16 protein-coding genes are annotated in these 17,361 nt (G+C 39.1%); 2 read left to right on the forward strand and 14 right to left on the reverse strand.

Annotated elements, in window-relative coordinates; translation table 11 throughout:
* Nucleotides 1-59 precede the first annotated feature (59 nt).
* The 7 genes from murC to AWM68_RS15675 all read right to left on the reverse strand — a co-directional run bounded on the left by murC (nucleotide 60) and on the right by AWM68_RS15675 (nucleotide 8,840).
* Nucleotides 60-1,367: a UDP-N-acetylmuramate--L-alanine ligase gene (gene murC / locus AWM68_RS15645; RefSeq protein ID WP_066243829.1), complete on the reverse strand. Its 1,308-nt coding sequence runs from the start codon at nucleotides 1,365-1,367 to the stop codon at nucleotides 60-62.
* A gap of 215 nt (nucleotides 1,368-1,582) precedes the next feature.
* A complete protein-coding gene (locus AWM68_RS15650) occupies nucleotides 1,583-2,680 on the reverse strand; it encodes a nicotinate phosphoribosyltransferase (RefSeq protein WP_066243833.1) in 1,098 nt (365 codons plus the stop codon).
* A gap of 578 nt (nucleotides 2,681-3,258) precedes the next feature.
* Entirely contained in the window at nucleotides 3,259-5,979 is a 2,721-nt protein-coding gene (locus AWM68_RS15655) for a DNA translocase FtsK (RefSeq protein ID WP_066243836.1), read from the reverse strand.
* 143 nt (nucleotides 5,980-6,122) lie between these two features.
* The gene (locus tag AWM68_RS15660; protein WP_066243839.1) at nucleotides 6,123-6,935 is read right to left on the reverse strand and encodes a DUF1444 family protein; all 813 of its coding nucleotides are present in this window, start codon (nucleotides 6,933-6,935) and stop codon (nucleotides 6,123-6,125) included.
* 69 nt (nucleotides 6,936-7,004) lie between these two features.
* Nucleotides 7,005-7,430: a preQ(1) synthase gene (gene queF, locus AWM68_RS15665; protein WP_066243842.1), complete on the reverse strand. Its 426-nt coding sequence runs from the start codon at nucleotides 7,428-7,430 to the stop codon at nucleotides 7,005-7,007.
* A gap of 62 nt (nucleotides 7,431-7,492) precedes the next feature.
* Nucleotides 7,493-7,819 carry a thioredoxin family protein gene (locus AWM68_RS15670; RefSeq protein WP_066243846.1) on the reverse strand — a complete coding sequence of 109 codons (327 nt, stop codon included), beginning with the start codon at nucleotides 7,817-7,819 and terminating at the stop codon, nucleotides 7,493-7,495.
* Between the two features lie 13 nt (nucleotides 7,820-7,832).
* Nucleotides 7,833-8,840: a PTS transporter subunit IIC gene (locus AWM68_RS15675; protein WP_066243850.1), complete on the reverse strand. Its 1,008-nt coding sequence runs from the start codon at nucleotides 8,838-8,840 to the stop codon at nucleotides 7,833-7,835.
* Between the two features lie 172 nt (nucleotides 8,841-9,012).
* Here AWM68_RS15675 and AWM68_RS15680 point away from each other — a divergent pair, with 172 nt between their 5' ends.
* Entirely contained in the window at nucleotides 9,013-11,193 is a 2,181-nt protein-coding gene (locus AWM68_RS15680) for a methyl-accepting chemotaxis protein (protein ID WP_066243853.1), read from the forward strand.
* A 35-nt stretch (nucleotides 11,194-11,228) separates the two neighbouring features.
* Here AWM68_RS15680 and mltG read toward each other — a convergent pair whose 3' ends face one another.
* The 6 genes from mltG to queD form a co-directional block, all read right to left on the reverse strand.
* The gene (gene mltG / locus AWM68_RS15685; protein WP_066243857.1) at nucleotides 11,229-12,254 is read right to left on the reverse strand and encodes an endolytic transglycosylase MltG; all 1,026 of its coding nucleotides are present in this window, start codon (nucleotides 12,252-12,254) and stop codon (nucleotides 11,229-11,231) included.
* Between the two features lie 382 nt (nucleotides 12,255-12,636).
* On the reverse strand, nucleotides 12,637-13,149 hold the full coding sequence (locus tag AWM68_RS15690; protein ID WP_066243860.1) for a DUF84 family protein: 513 nt from the start codon (nucleotides 13,147-13,149) through the stop codon (nucleotides 12,637-12,639).
* A gap of 12 nt (nucleotides 13,150-13,161) precedes the next feature.
* The gene (locus AWM68_RS15695; protein WP_066243864.1) at nucleotides 13,162-14,232 is read right to left on the reverse strand and encodes a M42 family metallopeptidase; all 1,071 of its coding nucleotides are present in this window, start codon (nucleotides 14,230-14,232) and stop codon (nucleotides 13,162-13,164) included.
* Nucleotides 14,233-14,315: 83 nt separating this feature from the next.
* Complete coding sequence (queC, locus tag AWM68_RS15700) at nucleotides 14,316-14,987, reverse strand: 7-cyano-7-deazaguanine synthase QueC (protein WP_066243865.1); 672 nt, start codon at nucleotides 14,985-14,987, stop codon at nucleotides 14,316-14,318.
* Between the two features lie 2 nt (nucleotides 14,988-14,989).
* Nucleotides 14,990-15,718: a 7-carboxy-7-deazaguanine synthase QueE gene (locus tag AWM68_RS15705; RefSeq protein ID WP_066243868.1), complete on the reverse strand. Its 729-nt coding sequence runs from the start codon at nucleotides 15,716-15,718 to the stop codon at nucleotides 14,990-14,992.
* A gap of 1 nt (nucleotide 15,719) precedes the next feature.
* Nucleotides 15,720-16,187, reverse strand: coding sequence for a 6-carboxytetrahydropterin synthase QueD (queD, locus tag AWM68_RS15710; protein WP_066243871.1), 468 nt, complete (start codon nucleotides 16,185-16,187; stop codon nucleotides 15,720-15,722).
* A 229-nt stretch (nucleotides 16,188-16,416) separates the two neighbouring features.
* On the opposite strand from queD, the gene AWM68_RS15715 reads away from it, so the two are divergent.
* Complete coding sequence (locus AWM68_RS15715) at nucleotides 16,417-16,725, forward strand: PepSY domain-containing protein (RefSeq protein ID WP_066243873.1); 309 nt, start codon at nucleotides 16,417-16,419, stop codon at nucleotides 16,723-16,725.
* A gap of 45 nt (nucleotides 16,726-16,770) precedes the next feature.
* Here the strand turns inward: AWM68_RS15715 and AWM68_RS15720 are convergent, their stop codons facing one another.
* Nucleotides 16,771-17,307: a hypothetical protein gene (locus AWM68_RS15720; protein WP_066243875.1), complete on the reverse strand. Its 537-nt coding sequence runs from the start codon at nucleotides 17,305-17,307 to the stop codon at nucleotides 16,771-16,773.
* Nucleotides 17,308-17,361: the final 54 nt, after the last annotated feature.

The raw sequence follows: 17,361 nt of genomic DNA on the forward strand, positions 1-17,361 counted from the left end.
TTCCAAAGCTGAAATGAAGCTATTAAAAAAAGACTTGCCGAAATCGGCAAGTCTCTTTTTTATGGAGTTGCAGTCAGCGTTTCTTCGTACGCTCTTTGGAATTTCTGGATGTCACCAGCTCCCATGAACAACAATACTCCATCATTATACTCTTTTAATACATCTACGTTTTCTTCTGAGATCAATTTAGCATTTGGAATCTTTTCTTTCAAGTTCTCAATTGAAAGGTTTCCTGCATTTTCTCTTGCAGAACCAAAGATATCGCATAGATAAACATGATCCGCTTCCCTTAAGCTTGCCGCAAATTCATCTAAGAATGTCTTTGTTCTAGTAAAGGTGTGCGGCTGGAAGATTGCAACTACTTCACGATTTTTATATTTATATTTTGTCGCTTCAATCGTTACTTTAATTTCTGTTGGATGATGCGCATAGTCATCGATCAAGATTTGATCGCCAACCGTTTTTTCAGAAAAACGTCTTTTAACGCCAGTAAAAGTCTTCAGCTGCTCTTTAATAATATCCATCGGAAGTGTTTCATAATGACATATCGCAATTACGGCTAATGCATTCAATACGTTATGTGTTCCAAACCCTGGAATCTGGAAAGTTCCGTAAAATGTGTTGCGTACAAATACGTCAAAAGTAGTACCTTCGTCACCACGATTAATATTTTTCGCTTGAAAATCATTATGGTCGCCAAAGCCGTAAAACACTACTGGAACCTGAGCATGTATTTCTTGAAGATTAGCATCATCACCACATGCAATAATAGCCTTCTTCACTTGCATGGCCATCGATTGAAAAGCACTGATCACATCTTTTAGATCAGTAAAATAATCAGGGTGGTCAAAATCAATGTTTGTAATGATTGCGTAATCTGGGTGATAAGAAAGGAAGTGTCTGCGATATTCACATGATTCAAACACAAAATATTCGCTACCCTTGCTTCCTTTTCCAGTCCCATCTCCTATTAAATACGAGGTAGGTTTTGCTGCGCCTACAACATGAGCTAGTAATCCTGTTGTAGAAGTTTTTCCGTGCGAACCTGTTACAGCAATAGAAGTGAAGTTAGATAGAAACTCACCTAAGAAATGGTGATATCTGTGAATAGGAATATTCTTTTCATTCGCAGCTTGAATCTCCTCATGCTGCTCACCAAATGCGTTGCCCGCAATAATGGTTTGACCTTCTTTAATGTTGTTTTTGTCAAACGGTAGAACCGGAATGTTTTTTTCTTCAAGTGCCGCCTGTGTAAAGATATATTGTTCAATATCTGATCCTTGTACATCATGACCAATGTCATGAAGAATTTGTGCCAGCGGGCTCATTCCTGTCCCTTTAATTCCAATAAAATGGTATTTTGTCATGTGTAGCCCTCCACAAAAAGAACACCTTCTAAAAGGCCTATTTGTATTATTATATGCCTGATGTATAGATTGGTTATTTATGCACATTCAGGCTTGATTCTTGAACACTTGAACCATTATAGCAAAGTTGTTGCCTCATCACCATGATAGAGAAATGATAAATCAATGCCTACCTATTTTTACCCAAATTCTCCTAAAAAATGATTTTCAGTAGACTATTCTACAAGCTCTAGCCTAGGGTTATGGCGATAGATTCTTCCTGCTTTGGCTTGATGCTGCTCATTCATCATTACATTGTCACCTGTAAATCCTATGTTGATCTTTAATAGATTGCTTCCGACTCCATAAATATCTACAGGAACTTTTTGCTCTTCAAACTGTTCAATTCGTTCTTTCTTAAATCCACCGCTTACTACTATTTTCACATGGTGGAACCCTTCTTCATCCAGTGCTTTGCGAAGTGCAAATATGAGTTCAGGATTAACACCCCTAGGGTCAAATGAACCTAGCACATCTGGATTTCTAAAGAAGTACTGATCTACCATTGTTCTCGAAGTATCAACCCTTACCCCTTTTAACGTTTCACCAAACTCTCTCGCAACTTTTAGAGCGTCTGTAATCACATCGTTGTTATAGTCAACGAGAGAGATAAGATCGTCTTCAGGGTATTTCGCGTGATACGCTTTTGTAGCTTCCACAATATCTCCGTTAAAAATTTGTATCAGTGCATGAGGCATCGTACCCATTCCTTTTTTGCCCCACCACTCGTTCATTGCATGTGTAGCTTGTGCTGTTGATCCTCCGATATAGGACGCATAACCATCTCCTGCTTGCTGTGCAAAATGATCATCTCGGTCTCCCATGAAGATGACCGGTTTCTGTACTCCAGATTTACTTGCTGCTTTAACGACATTATAAACATTCGTTGCAACTGACGTTCTTCTGGCTAGAATTCCATCGATCATTCCTTCTAAGAAACCAAAGTTTTGATATGGACCCTTAATCGTCAGAACTGTTTCAAATGGAGATATTTTATCACCGTCTTTTAGCGAGTAGATCTCTAAAGATTCCGGGTTTTTGGCAAACGTTTTGATAAGTGCAATCGCTTCGTCAGAACCGCATAAGACCGCATCGCTTTTTTGAAAAAACTGCATCGTAACAATATTTTCAGGTTTGAAAGATTCTACAATCTCACATGTTTTTAAAAAATAAACAGCAGAGAACCAGCCTTCTCTGATACGTTCATCAAATTTAAATGTTTTATTTGTAAGCCGCTTGATTTTACCTTGCAGCTTTAATTCTATTTCTTTCATCGATTTACTCCTCATGACTATTTACATCGTATAAAAAGAAGGGAACTATTCCCCACACTATAATAGCGAACAAGACGCAATAACTCAAGGAAATCATTTGTTTGGTTTGTTTCCGTGAGCTTTGTTGTCTTTGTAAGAGGTTGATTTCCGTTCCAGATGCTCGCTTTCCGCGGGGCAGGCGGTGAGCCACATTCTTAACGTTTCACTTTTAAGTGTCTCACCTGCCTAGTTGCAGTGGCTAGCCCCTCGAGGTCAAAAGCTAAATGGCTCAGAAGGCAAAGTGCGCCTTCCAAGTCCATTCACCTTTTGCTTTTCGAGGCTGAACGAGCCACTTCCACTTTTCGGACTGCCCGCCTGTCCCGCAGGAGTCTCCCACCTTCCACTCCAATCAACTTGTCAAAGAAGCGAATGAACAAAATGATTAGAAAACAATAATCTATTAGAAAAGAGCGTTTAGAAAAAGACAAGAACTACGGATACTAGACTGCTTAGCGCTATGTTCTCAATATGTAGAAAATGCCTCTCTCTTAAAAAATGAAAGAGCTGGTATCGGGCATTCCCAAGACCAGCTCTCCATATTATTCTACACCGCTATATAGTCGACTCTCTAGCTCTTCTTGTGTTAGAAGAACATGTCTTGGTTTACTTCCCATCGCTTCAGATACTAATCCAAAGCCTTCCATCATATCTACTAATCTCGCTGCTCGGTTGTAACCGATCCTAAATCTGCGCTGCAGACTGGAAGATGAAGCCGCCCCGACTTCAATTACGTAATAACAAGCTTCTTCAAAGAGCTCATCTTCTACTTCTGTTGTTTGCTGATGCTGAATCAGCTCTTCACGAGTAAAAAGATAATCCGTTTGATATTCTTCTTTTACGTAACGAGTCACTTCTTCGATCTCTTCGTCCGACACGAAAGTTCCTTGAATACGGACCGCTTTATTTGATCCGTTTTCCATAAATAGCATATCGCCTCGTCCTAGTAATCGCTCTGCACCACTCATATCGAGTATGGTACGTGAATCAATTGCAGATGATACGGCAAATGCTGTTCGTGTCGGTACGTTGGCTTTAATAAGACCAGTGATGACATCAACAGATGGACGCTGTGTAGCCAGCAATAAGTGAATGCCGCAGGCTCTAGCTTTTTGAGCTATTCGGCAGATTGCTTCTTCGACTTCTTGAGGCGAAACCATCATCAAATCTGCTAACTCATCGATCACCACTACAATGTATGGCATCTTGTTTTTATAGTGCTGTTCCTCTTCCATCTTCTGATTGTATCGTTTAATCTCACGGACACCGGTTTTTGCAAATTCTTCATAACGGCGTTCCATCTCTTCAACTGCCCATTTTAATGCAGCAGTGGCCTCTTTTGCATCCGTAATAACGGGTGTTACTAGATGCGGGATATGATTGTAAGGAGCAAGTTCAACCATTTTAGGATCAACAAGCAGCAACCTTACATCTTCGGGTTTTGATTTATACAATAAGCTTACAAGAATAGAATTAATACAAACACTCTTACCTGAACCCGTAGCTCCTGCAATTAATCCATGCGGCATTTTTTGCAGATCCGTTACAACAGGTGCCCCTGATATATCTAATCCTAGAGCAACTGTTAAAGAAGAAGCTGAGTCCTTAAATACATCATGTTCTATTATCTCACGCAGAAACACAGCTCTGCTATGCTGGTTTGGCACTTCTATACCGATTGCGTTCTTTCCTGGTATCGGCGCTTCAATTCTTATGTCTCGAGCAGCCAGACTAAGTTTTATATCATCTGTTAAATTCGTTATCTTATTTACTTTAACACCAGGAGCAGGCTGAACTTCAAATCTTGTAACTGCAGGACCTTTTGTCATGTGTACTACTTTTGCGTTCACATTAAAATTATCTAGTGTGGACTGCAGGGTTTGTTTTTGTTCGTTTAGCCATAGATCATCATCTTCCAGTGACACCTTTGCTTTATTTAAGAAAGAAAGTGGAACAAAAAGCTGATTTTCACGAATTCCATCTGTGACTGGCACACTTCTTTCCGTGGTTGCTATGTGTCTGTTTTGCTGTAGTGGATGAGCTTGACTTTTGTTCGCCTGACTTTTCCGATCCTTTTTAAGCATGAGCACATTGAACGGAACATATTGCCCGCCACTCTTTGGCGCCTCACGTTTCGGCTGAGACTCTACCTTCTGTTCTTCAATTTCTGGTATAGCTTTGTTTTCAGAAGGTATTACCTCTTCAGCAGATCTCGTTTCTTCCACTATAGAATGTTCCATGTAATTTTGATCATGCGAATTTTCAGGTTCATTCAGATTGTTGTATGGTTCCTTAAAATCAACTGATTCTGTAACTTCTGTAAGGCGTTCAGTTTCTGAAACATCATCATATTCTTCCTCAATTTCATACACAGCTTCGGGCTCTGTATGAATTTCTACTGAATCTAAGGTGTAGTGCTTATCTGCCTCATTTTCTAGTAAAAGCGGGGGTGTTTCTTTTTCAGCATGCCTATGATGTTCATTTTCCCCGGTAACATCATTCTCCACCTTAGCGTTCACATGTTGAACAATTTCTTGTGAATCAATCAAGCTTTCTTTTGTTGCTGCAGGAATTGTATTTAATAATTCTTCAGGAGCTAATTCTTTGGATGGTATGTCTCTTCCTATAAACAGAATGCCTTCTGGCTTTCTCTTCCCATATCCGTACACTGGAGAAGGAACATCAGTAGGTGTAAATCTTGATTTCACTTCAGGTTGTTTATCCTTCGTAACAGGAATATCTTGTGCAGCTTTTTTGTTTCGTCTTTCAAAACCGTATACAGGAGAAGGAACATGAGTTGCTTTAAACGGTTGTCGTTTTGGCTCTTGATTGATCCCGCTTGCCTGAACAGGAGACCTTCTTTGTTCATTTTTTTGCTGCCTCTGTTCACGAACTGGCCGTTCTTCTCGATACGATTTTTCTTCCCGAATCGATTCCTTGTAAACGTTCGTTTCTTTCGGCTGGTATGTATGTCGCTGGATGGATGGCTTTACTGTTTTTTCATCAGGAATGACAGGAAAACGGAACGGTGCATTCTCAGGATATTTATGCAACATTTTTGCAGGGTGCTGTGTATTCGATTGTGTCGGCCTTCTTGCATTATTTGCGAAAGGAGCAGGCTTTTTCTTAGGAGTGATATTCACTTCCTCAGTCCCCCGCTGTTTTTTTGCAGGCTGCTGCTGATCCTGCTCTTTCTCGTAAAAGGAGTCATCCTCATTTTCATCATCAAAAAACGTATTCATTAATTTTTTTATCCAACTCATTTTCTCACCTATTTCTGTTGGTTGTTTCTTTATTGTAGCGAAAATAGAAGAGAAACAATAGTATAAATATTTTCTATAGCACATACGTGTGAAAAAGATAAGAATAAAAACCACTAGAGGCTCTAGCGGCTTTTTATTGTCTATCAATCAGTTGTTTCATCTTCTACTGGTTTGTTCTTTGCTAGTATAAAGATTGGTTCCAACTCTTTGTTTTCATATAAAAAAGGTAATGCTGTAACCGGAACCCGCCCATTCATAAAGAATTGCATGGCCATCTGAGCTAAGATGTCATAACCTTGTTTGTTTCTGATATCCCCAATAATTAGTACATCCTGATGTGGTACAGCCACAGCCATTTCACCAATAATCTTTTTCTTCATATCTTCTAAGAAATTTGCATTTAAAATTCTGCTCGCATCATATCCATCATTATGATTTAAGAAGTAGAACGTATTGCCTGCAACCTGGTCCTCTTTATACTCTGTTGCCAAGCGTTTTACATTAAATCTAGCTGCATCAAGAACTTGAGACTCATCCACTTTTAACTCCGTCATCTTATCTTTCGTTAAAAGTTTATAGGTTTTGCCTAGGTCTAAAGCATAATATATTCTTGTTTCAGCTGTATGTTCTTGATAAAAAAGCAGTTCTCCTTCAGGTGTTTCTAAAGGAAAAGATGCCGAGCGTATTACAGGAAAAATAGTGGACAACGGGTTGTTGTCAGCCTGTTGATGTGCAGCTTTTAATCCTTCTTCAACGTAATAAACAAGCTTGTCAAGGAGCGCATCTTTTTCCTTTGACCAGCGTGCACTTAGTCCTCCAAGCGAAAGAGAAACCCCCTTCCCTGTTTTCTTGTCTGTTATTCGAAGTGTCTCATCTTCTCTATCGTACGCAAACTCACGATCAGTACCAGATAGTCTTTCTTCTAATGTCTTTTTCAGTTTGATTGAACTGCTCATTTTTTTCCTCCTTTCTGTATGCCTAAATCACTACTTAACGTGAAAAACCTCCGAACGGAGGTTTTTCAATTACTTGCTGCTATCTTCTTTATATTCTACTACTACTTCTGTTCCTAGTCCGCCACGAGCGTTCCAGTTTCCAGTAACCTTTAAATATTTTGGTTTTAAGAGTTTAGCAAGGTCTTCCATAATACGGTTCGTTGCATGCTCTTGGTAGATTCCAACATTACGGTAAGAAGTTAAATAATATTTTAAAGATTTCATTTCCACTAGATCTTCGTTTGGAATATAGCTGATGATAATATCAGCAAAATCCGGAAGGCCTGACCATGGGCATACAGATGTGAATTCTGTTGTCGGAATTGTTACTAGTGTATCTTTTCCTACGTATTCGTAAGGAATTGTTTCTAATATATCAACTAGGATTACATTTTCATCTTGAATATCAAAACGTATTCCTTCATATTTGCTGTGATTCACTTCAACTTTAGCCATTTTAAAAAACTTCCCTTCACACTAAAAAATCATTTTTTGTTATTATAACATACTCTTATAACCTATTTTGCAGGAATGTTAAGCTCTTCTAAAAAGGCAACGATCTGCTCTTTTGTCTTTCGCTCTTTATTCACATAGCGTCCAATTTCTTTGCCATCGTTAAAAGCAACGAAACTCGGAATGCCAAAGATATCTAGCTCTTGGCAAAGCTCGATCAACTCATCTCGATCTACATAAACAAATTGACAGCTTGAAAATTCTTCCTCGATCTCAGGAAGTATAGGCTTGATCACTACACAGTCAGGGCACCAGTCTGCAGAAAAGACAGCTACTGTTACACCACTTTTAATCGTATCTTGAAATTGCTCAATTGACTTTATGTTTTCCATCGTATATAACTCCCTATTGATTCAGCTTCATATCGCCGAATTTAATATAACCCTTTTTTCTTAACCACTCAGAAATCACAAGACTTATGATAATAGGTCCTGCAAAATGCAAAATAAATATAGCAAGAAACGTTTCAAAGGTAAAGCCCATTGTCCTGAGCGTCATAATTTGCCCCACAAGTCCGCTTGTACCCATTCCTGCTCCTGCCGGAATGTTCTCCATCTTAAAGTAAAGCGTCCCGATCGGCGCTAACACAATTCCAGCAATGGTCGGTGGAATTAATATGTATGGGTTTTTCACCACATTCGGAAATTGAAGTTTTGACGTACCAATTCCTTGTGTAAACCAGCCGCCAAATCCATTTTCTCTAAAAGAACTGGTAGCAAAACCGATCATTTGCGCTGCACACCCTATCGTTGCTGCTCCTGCAGCAAGACCTTCAAGACCCAGCATCATTGCTATAGCAGCTGAAGATATAGGGCCTGTTAATGCAAATCCTAGCAAAACAGCTACTAAAATCCCCATAACGAAAGGTCTTTGATCAGTAGACCACATGACAAGCTGACCAAATCCTTTCATAAACTGATCGATTCCTGGTCCGATGAAAGTAGCTACCGTATAACCTGTAAGTATGGTTACAGCGGGTGTTACGAGAATATCAAACTTAGTTTCTCCAGATACAAGCTTTCCAACCTCGACCGCAATCACAGCTGCAACGTAACATCCTGCAACACTTCCTAATTCAGCTCCAGCTGCCCCAGCAATACCGCTTGAGAACATGACAAGCGGAGGTGCTTTTAATCCAAATGCTACTGCAGTTCCAATGACAGGACCCATCAGCGTCATCGCTAGCTGCCCCATTTCAGTAAAGTAAGGAATGGAAAGCTCTTCGCCGATGGTTTTTAAAATCAAGCCTACAATAAGTGAGGACATCAGACCAAGTGCAAAATATTGAAACCCCGTGATGAAATATATTTTAGGAGATAGACTTACTCCCTTTTTTTGCAGAAAATCCCTCATGTTATTAACTCCTTCTACATTTCTGATAATGCATGTTCCTAAACCATTATATCTTGTTTCACCTATGTGTAAAGACACCTGTCAATACGAAGAGAATACTTCCTCTTTCTTTTACTTTTAAACGTAAACTTATTTGAAAAAAAGCCGATAAAATGGCAGGGAGGGATACATTTTGAACACGTCGATTCGTAAAAGAGTACAATTAATGCTTCTTATCAGTTTAGCCGGAATGATTCTATTACTTGCATTTATCGGATTATTTTTATGGCAGAACACCCAGATGGAGAAAGATAGAGAAAATCTACAGCTCTCATTACTGTCCAGCAATGATATCCGAAGTTCGTTTAATGAGGTACGCAAACAAGAACAAGAATACTTAAGGAAACCAAGCCAGGAATCCAAACAGAACGTATTGTCTTTACATAGCAACTTGCAAAAAGAAACAAGCAAAGTTGTTAAAGAGACCAACAATCCATCACTAAAAGGGATTGAAAAAGACCTATCCGCTTACAAGACATCGTTTGATTCTGCGACAGGTTTGACCATCCAGCTGAATTCATTAAAACAGATGATGACTGATACTTCTAACGAATTTTATGAAACAGTTAAAAGCATGAACGATCAAGCCTTACTAATTAATCTTTTGCAAATGCAAACGTATGAAAAAGAAGTTCACATCAAATATGACAGCACTTCTGTCAATAATTTTAAAGAAAGTGCCGTAGCCTTTGATCGAATGTTAGATGAAAAAAATCTCCCTGCGGAACAATTATCAGCTTTTAAATCAAAATTGTTAAAGTATACAACTTCTGCGGATTCGATTCAAACGATTACTAAAAGAATCGACGATGACGTGAAGACTTTTGAGCAGATTGCGGGTGTTGTGGATCAGTCAACCGCAGATGCAGAAAAAAGCTTGCAAAAAGAGAACGAACAACTAACCAAAAAACAAAAATCCGTTAAGTTTTGGCTTACGATCAGCTTAATCGGGTTAAGCATTTTGATCCTATCCATTTTAAGTGTTATTGGCGTATGGCTCATGCGTTCTATCCAGTCCTCTATCTCCTCTCTAAAAGAAGGGGCAGCTGTTATTGGTGATGGCGATCTATCTTATCGTGTGGAAACTCATGCTAAAGATGAGATGGGTGAATTAGCACAGACCTTTAATAAAATGGCAGAAAAAATGCAAAAATCAATGACTGAAGTAAAATATGCAGCTGAAAAATTAACAAGTTCTTCTCAAAACTTAGCAGCAGTATCCGAGGAAACAACTGCTCAAAGTGATGAAGTAACGGAAGCGATTTCTCAAGTTGCAACAGGTGCCCAAAGTCAGGCAGATCACTTGCAAGAATGTACATTATTATTATCAGGAGTCACGGAATCCATTAAAGAGACGGCAATCATCAGTGATGAGATCTCGGTCGATGCTCAAAAAGCTGAAAACGATGGAAAAGCCGGTACTAATATCGTTCAACAACTAAATACCCATTCTGAAAACTTTTTAGAATTAGCACAAAGCCTTATTTCAGAAATTCAAGATGCGAGCGAACAGTCCAAACAAATTAATTCTATTGTTGAAACGATCCAAGAAATAGCAGGAAGCACTGATCTTCTTGCCCTGAATGCAGCGATAGAATCTGCAAGAGCGGGTGAAGCAGGAAGAGGCTTTTCAGTAGTTGCAAGCGAAGTAAGAAAGCTTGCTGAGCGTTCTAAAAATGAAGCCCTTAGAATTCAGCGGCTCGTTAAATCGATGACAACTCAAATGGAATTGTTATCAAAAGAGACAGTCCGTTTTGAGCAGTATCGGATTGATCAAGTAGCTTCTGTTCAACAAACAGAAAAAGCGTTCAGCAGCATCATTCAAAATGTATCACAGATTAACGGAAGAATCTCTCAAGTTAAGAGTGCTATCAACAGAGTTGATTCAGCGAATGAAAACTTATCTGAAAAACTATTTGAAGTTAGTGCCATTTCTGAAGAATCAGTTGCAACAAGTGAGCAGGTAAGTGCGTCGAGTATTCATCAAAAAGAAGCGATACATCAAGTGAATTTGGCAGCAACTGAATTACAAGAAATTGCCCTTTCCCTTCAAGAAGAGGTTGATCAATTCTCACTAGGTGAAGTACCTGTTTCTGTTTCAGAAGAAAACATCGTGCATATGGATACCTATCAAGAAGTTGCATCTGCAACAGATGAAAGTGAAACAGGTTCATTTATCTCTTTTGGAGATGAGGGTGATGAGGATGAAGATCAGAATCATATTGTTGTAGAAGAGGAATCAAACAATTATGTTCAAGAAGCAGACACTCAAGAAGATGAACACAGCATAATGGATGAAGAATCAAAAAGATAATAAAATGCCAAAACCCGGTGTCATTTCACCGGGTTTTAATAATTCCCATTCAATTGCGTGTACTTTCTATGTTGATTATATGTTTTTGAAAAGTAATGACTCCAAGTACCATCTTGTTTAGCTACAAAGAAATAATAATCATGCTTTTCTGGATCTGCCGCTGCTTTTAGAGAATTAAGATCTGGACTTGCAATCGGACTTGGTGGAAGTCCCTCATTCAAATATGTGTTATAAGGACTTTTGATTTTTAAGTCTTTTCTTTTAAGTGCTGCTTTTGGTCGATCCAGTAAATATTGAACTGTGGAACAAGACTGCAGTTTTTTACCATCATTTATCCTATTGATAAAAACACCTGCAATGGTCCGCTTCTCTTTGTTCAGCAAGGCTTCTTTCTCAATAATAGACGCCAATGTGATCATTTCATAGGGTGTCTGATTCGTAGTGATGTTCAGTTGTGCTGTTTTTTCGATCATTCGGTCAGTCATCTGCCTGATCACAACATCTTCATCCATTTTCTTTTCAAAATAGTAGGTATCAGGATAAAGCAACCCTTCCATAGCATACTTCACCTTGGGATGTACTTTATCATTATTTAACTCTAGTTGTTCTCGCTGTTCTTTCGTAAGCGTGTTCCACGTTTTTGCTTTGTTAAGAAAAACTTCTCGATTCACAATACCTTTTTGACTAAGTCGATCTGCTAACTCCATAACTGTCAAACCTTCTGGGATAACCATTTCATCTGCCTCTGTTTCTTTACTTAACGTGGAGAGGTCTCTGAGAATCTCTTTATAATTATCCCCCTGCTTTAGGGTATGTTCTCCAGCTGCAATTTTTTCTTTTCTCCCAGTTATGGTGCTGTAGACGTGAAACAGAAATGGATTCTTAACAAACCCTTCATTCTTCAACCTTTCTGATAGGGAAGTAAAATCACTGCTTTCTTTCACTACAAACGGCTTTTCTGCTGATCCTTCAACAGGCCTAACTTCATAAACAATCCATCCAGCAAAAATAACAAAAAGAGTGATCAATACGATTAAAATGCTCTTCACAGATGTATTCAAAAGATAATCCGCCTTACTGCCTTTTTGTTTCTAATCTGCCCATATCCTTTATGTTCATTCAAAAAAGGCTGACAGAGAAGGTTTGGACCCTTTTCTGCCAGCTCTATCCATTTTCTTATTCAATATGCTGTTTAAAAAAGCAGGTGGCTCGCTCAGCCCCGACATGCAAAAGGTAGATGGGTTAGGAAGGCGTACTTTGCCTTTTGGGCCATTTAGCTTTTGACCTCGAGGGGCTAGCCACTGTAACTAGACTGGTGAGACACCCAACGGGCAAAGCACGGGGTGGCTCACCGCATCCCCCCTGGAAAGTGAGCACCTGAAAAGGTAGTTAACACACCCAAGAGCAACAATGCTTAAAAAATCTGCCTTTTAAAACAGACAGCTATTTATTAAGATTATAGACATATTGCCCTAATAGAATATTGGATATATGCAAAAACATCTCGCTTCGTGACAACATGCCATTCGTGAAAACACCAATCGCTCCATCCTTTTTTCTAATCTCAGGGTCGTTTGTTAGTTCCGCCATTAACATTCCAAGTTCTTTCCCTTGCTTCAAACCTTCAACAACCTTATTTGGAAGCAAGATTCTGGCTCCGGCTGCTGAGAAGACATTTCCTTCTAGATCTGCAACTGCTCCCCAGTTGCATAAATACATACCATCCTCCATTTCCATAACACCGCCTTCAAGTCCAAGGCCGATTTCAGCTCCTTGCTTCACACAATCTTTTGCGCGGTTAATGGCACCTTCCTTTGTTTCTTCATCTGAAAAAGGTTGAGCCGAAACTAAGGAATCTGAAGAATAAGAAACAAGTTCGGCATTTTTAAAATACGTTAAAAAAGGCCCGACTGCTTCAATTTTTGCAGGGTTTTCTGATCCGATTCCAATTTTCATATTACCTCTTCCTTAACTATTTTCTAGTATTGTTTTCAATGTGGATTCATCCGCCGATTTAACAAGCTTTACGAGCAGTTCTTTTGCTGCAGCATAATCGTCAATGTGTATGATAGAAGCATGCGTGTGAATGTAACGAGAACAGATACCAATCACAGCAGAAGGTACGCCATTACCAGAGACATGAACGCTACCAGCATCTGTTCCGCCTTGAGAAATGAAATATTGATACGGTATATTATGTGTTTCAGCCGTATCTAGGATGTACTCTCTCATTCCTCTATGTGTAACCATTGTTCTATCTAAAATTCGTAAAAGCGCTCCTTTACCTAACTGGCCAAACTCACTTTTATCCCCCATCATATCATTTGCAGGACTTGCATCCAGTGCGAAGAATAGATCTGGCTGAATCAGATTAGCTGCTGTTTTTGATCCTCTGAGCCCAACTTCTTCTTGAACTGTTGCTCCACTGTATAGTTCATTTGGTAAAGTCTCATCTTTCAGTTCTTTTAACAGTTCAATTGCTAGTCCTACCCCATAACGGTTGTCCCATGCTTTTGCCATGATTTTTTTCGGATTGGCCATCAGTGTAAACGGACAGATTGGTACGATTTGCTGGCCTGGTCTTACCCCCATGCTGTAGGCATCTTGATCATCATCTGCTCCAATATCTATGTACATGTTCTTGATGCCCATCGGTCTGTTGCGCTGATCTTCAGATAGCAGATGGGGAGGTGTAGATCCAATAATACCAGTTATCACATCTCCATTATCTGTGAAAATATTAACACGCTGTGCTAACAATACTTGGCTCCACCAACCGCCTAATTCCTGAAACTTTAGCATTCCATTTTTGGTAACCTTCGTTACCATGAAACCTACTTCGTCCATGTGTCCAGCGACCATGATCTTAGGGCCATTGCCTTTTTTAACTCCAAAAATACTTCCCAGTCCGTCTTGGATGATTTCATCTGATACTGGCTCTATCTCCTTACGTACAAATCTGCGAATGTCCCGTTCAAAACCAGGTGCGCCAGGCAGTTCTGTCAATGTTTTAAACAAATTCAGTGTTTCTTTATTCATATAAAAACAACCCCTTCTGATTGATACGCATACATGTTTATTGTACACCTAATCAGAAGGGGTTTTCTAGGTTCATGATCGTTCTAGACTTCGTAAGGAATTGGATCAGCTGAACCTGCTTCTTTAAAACCTTTTAATCGCAGAACACAACTGTCGCATTTTCCGCAGGCTGTCTCTTTACCATTATAGCAGGATGTTGTTAGCTCATATGGAACATCTAAAGACAAACCTTTTTCAATCGTTTCTTTTTTAGACAAGTGAATAAGTGGTGTTTCCACTGAAATGTTCTTACCTGTTACACCTGCTTTTGTTGCCAAGTTAATCGTTTCTTCCATACTCTTAATGAATTCAGGCCGACAATCTGGATACCCGCTGAAATCGACAGCAGAAACGCCAGTATAAACAGCAGTTGCTCCGATTACTTCGGCATATGCACTGGCAAGTGAAAGGAATATCATATTTCTCGCAGGAACATAAGTAACAGGAATACCCTCTTCTGCTTCAGTTGGAACCTCTACTTTTTCATCAGTAAGAGCACTTCCGCCAATATCTTTTAAAAACGTAAGATCAACTATTCTATGGTCTTCGACGTTATAAAACTTTCCAACTTCAATCGCTTGCTCAACTTCTCGATTATGACGCTGTCCATAATGAAAAGTGATCGGGTAGAGGTCGTACCCCTCTCCTTTTGCGATCCCCATACACGTTGTGCTATCAAGTCCCCCGCTTAAAACAATAACCGCTTTTTTACTCATCGCTAAACTCCTCTCTCCTCTGGATGCCAGATTACCTTATGAAGCTGCAGACTTAGCTTTGCATTAGGAAGTGGATTTTCTAATAATAGTTCAACAAGGCGTCTCGGAGGCATGCTTTCCCAAACAGGGCTTACACATATCTGTCCATTTCGGTAATGTTCTGAGACCACCTGTTTCGTGATTTCAAAATCTTCCTCTGATCCAACCACAAATTTGATTTCATCTTGGTTTTGGAGCTGTTTAAAATTTTCCACATTCATTTTATCCATCTCACCTGAAGCTGGGAGCTTAAAATCCATCACAAATCTCATCTTTTTTTGCAAATCAGGATGAGCGTTCCGCAGATTTTCAAACGGCTGTAAATCGATAGCACCGTTTGTTTCAATATGAATATCGACAATGTGATCCAAATCTGCCATCGCCATGAGCAACGCAGCCGATTTTTCACGGTGGATCAGTGGCTCACCGCCAGTAAAACAGATACGTTGTGAACGAAACGTCTTAATTGTACTCACAATTTCTTCTATAGACGCTTCAAACTCTGGTTTTGCAGGAGCATAGCTGTAAGTAGTATCACACCAAGTACAGCGTAAGTTACAATGAAACACACGAACAAAAACAGTAGGATATCCAGCCTGCAGGCCTTCTCCTTCAACAGTTTCAAAAATCTCAACCATTGGCACTTTCCAATGTTTCCATACGTCTTTTGAAGGAAGGTCAAATGTTTTCATTTTACACCATCCACTCTCTTTTCATAATGGCAAAGCTAGTAGGTGTTTCAAACAATTTCAGCTCTTCTAATCGGTGTCCTTGTTCAGATAATCCTCGTTTTTGGAGCTCAATATCAATTTGTTCCCATATCCAAACAACCATGTTTTCTGCAGTTGTATTCATTGGAGGAAGAACTTCATTTAAATATCTGTGATCGAGCTTGCTGTCAATCGCTGTTTTGAAAATTTCTTTAATCTCTCCAAAATCTACCGCGATTCCTATTTCATTTACAAAACCGCTCATTGTGATCACCAGTTTGTACGTATGTCCATGAAGGTTTTTACATTTGCCTTCATAACAATGCAGATGATGAGCTGCATCAAACGTAAATTCTTTGCACACAGCAACACGTTTATTATGGTACTTCAACTGCTCTCGTTTAATATCACGATTCAGTACTTGAACATCTGTTGGAATTTTATAGTTCATTCCTGTTCATCCTTTCGAGTGGAGCACGAAAACAAAAAAACTCTGCTGACGCAGAGAGTGTAAAAAATCATTCTTCACGCTCCCTAGTTTTGTTTTAAGAGGGGTGGGAATTTCGAACCCTCCATCTTTATCATGAGTATCTTATCAAAAAAGCCCAAGAAAAAGAAGGCTTTTCTTTGTTATACTAAAAGTGGAAAATGAAAATGATCTTACATAAGGTGGGAATCGTATGAATTGGAGAAACCTGATTCTAGCAGGACTGACAGGTGCTGCAATAGGATATGTAGTTACTAAAAAGCAAACTGAATCCATCACACCAGAAAAAGCTTTGAAGCTTTTGAAAGAAAAAGCAAGTGAGCACTACAGCATTACAGGTGCTTGGATCATCGTAAAGCCAGAAAATGCTAAAGTTCATGGTCTTTCGTACTCTGTATATAAAGGCGGCTTTTCTCACTCCATTGCTGGAAGTGAAGCCGCACATTATGAGTTTCAAATTGATGCTGGAACAGGTACTCTTTTAAATCTTGTTCAAAAGTAAAGTGATAAAAAGCCCTTAGGATTTATTCCTAAGGGCTTTTTCATTTTAACGATATAATTTTGTTTGGTCGTAAAGATTGTTATCAATCTTGAATTTTGTAGTAAGGTATTGGCGCTTTTCCCAAACTGTTAAGATAAACAATGGAACAATAATTAACACGAAAAGTAAAGCTGTAACAACAATCCAATCCATATGTGTTCCAAGATCTGATTCATGTGATTTTTTATAGTCTTTTATTTTTGGGTTTGCTTTGGCAACCGCTGCTTCTGCTAAAAGTTCGTTCTTGTCAGCGTCGTAAAAAACAACTTCTGTGTGATCAAAATAGAAAATGTTATCTCTAACTGTATCGTAATTAGCAAGTGCTACAGTTACTTCAGAAGCTTCTAATTCTGAGTCTTGGTTCGGATATGTCTGAATGTCAGTTAATGTTAAGGAACCTTTTTTGAGATCCTTATGCTTACTTTCAATGCCTTTTTCAATCGTCTTTTTCATTTCATCTGTGGCTTTTTCGGCAGACACGAATGTCCCCATTGATAAAAACAGTGCTAGAACGGTAAAAATAGCTACTAACTGTTTTTTCATATTTTTAATCCCCTCTCATTTTACCTCTTAAGATATAAATAAAAACTGATAAAT

This window comes from Fictibacillus phosphorivorans, from assembly GCF_001619875.1.
GTDB lineage: Bacteria > Bacillota > Bacilli > Bacillales > Fictibacillaceae > Fictibacillus > Fictibacillus phosphorivorans_B.

What these genes read in the sequence shown, in the direction of transcription:
- AWM68_RS15675 (WP_066243850.1), bottom strand. Translation starts at nt 8,840, where the DNA reads ATGAGGGATTTTCTGCAAAAAAAGGGAGTAAGTCTATCTCCTAAAATA.
- AWM68_RS15705 (WP_066243868.1), bottom strand. Translation starts at nt 15,718, where the DNA reads ATGAAAACATTTGACCTTCCTTCAAAAGACGTATGGAAACATTGGAAA.
- queD (WP_066243871.1), bottom strand. Translation starts at nt 16,187, where the DNA reads ATGAACTATAAAATTCCAACAGATGTTCAAGTACTGAATCGTGATATT.
- AWM68_RS15715 (WP_066243873.1), top strand. Translation starts at nt 16,417, where the DNA reads ATGAATTGGAGAAACCTGATTCTAGCAGGACTGACAGGTGCTGCAATA.
- queC (WP_066243865.1), bottom strand. Translation starts at nt 14,987, where the DNA reads ATGAGTAAAAAAGCGGTTATTGTTTTAAGCGGGGGACTTGATAGCACA.
- queF (WP_066243842.1), bottom strand. Translation starts at nt 7,430, where the DNA reads ATGGCTAAAGTTGAAGTGAATCACAGCAAATATGAAGGAATACGTTTT.
- murC (WP_066243829.1), bottom strand. Translation starts at nt 1,367, where the DNA reads ATGACAAAATACCATTTTATTGGAATTAAAGGGACAGGAATGAGCCCG.
- AWM68_RS15655 (WP_066243836.1), bottom strand. Translation starts at nt 5,979, where the DNA reads ATGAGTTGGATAAAAAAATTAATGAATACGTTTTTTGATGATGAAAAT.
- AWM68_RS15650 (WP_066243833.1), bottom strand. Translation starts at nt 2,680, where the DNA reads ATGAAAGAAATAGAATTAAAGCTGCAAGGTAAAATCAAGCGGCTTACA.
- AWM68_RS15720 (WP_066243875.1), bottom strand. Translation starts at nt 17,307, where the DNA reads ATGAAAAAACAGTTAGTAGCTATTTTTACCGTTCTAGCACTGTTTTTA.
- AWM68_RS15695 (WP_066243864.1), bottom strand. Translation starts at nt 14,232, where the DNA reads ATGAATAAAGAAACACTGAATTTGTTTAAAACATTGACAGAACTGCCT.
- AWM68_RS15670 (WP_066243846.1), bottom strand. Translation starts at nt 7,819, where the DNA reads ATGGAAAACATAAAGTCAATTGAGCAATTTCAAGATACGATTAAAAGT.
- AWM68_RS15660 (WP_066243839.1), bottom strand. Translation starts at nt 6,935, where the DNA reads ATGAGCAGTTCAATCAAACTGAAAAAGACATTAGAAGAAAGACTATCT.
- AWM68_RS15690 (WP_066243860.1), bottom strand. Translation starts at nt 13,149, where the DNA reads ATGAAAATTGGAATCGGATCAGAAAACCCTGCAAAAATTGAAGCAGTC.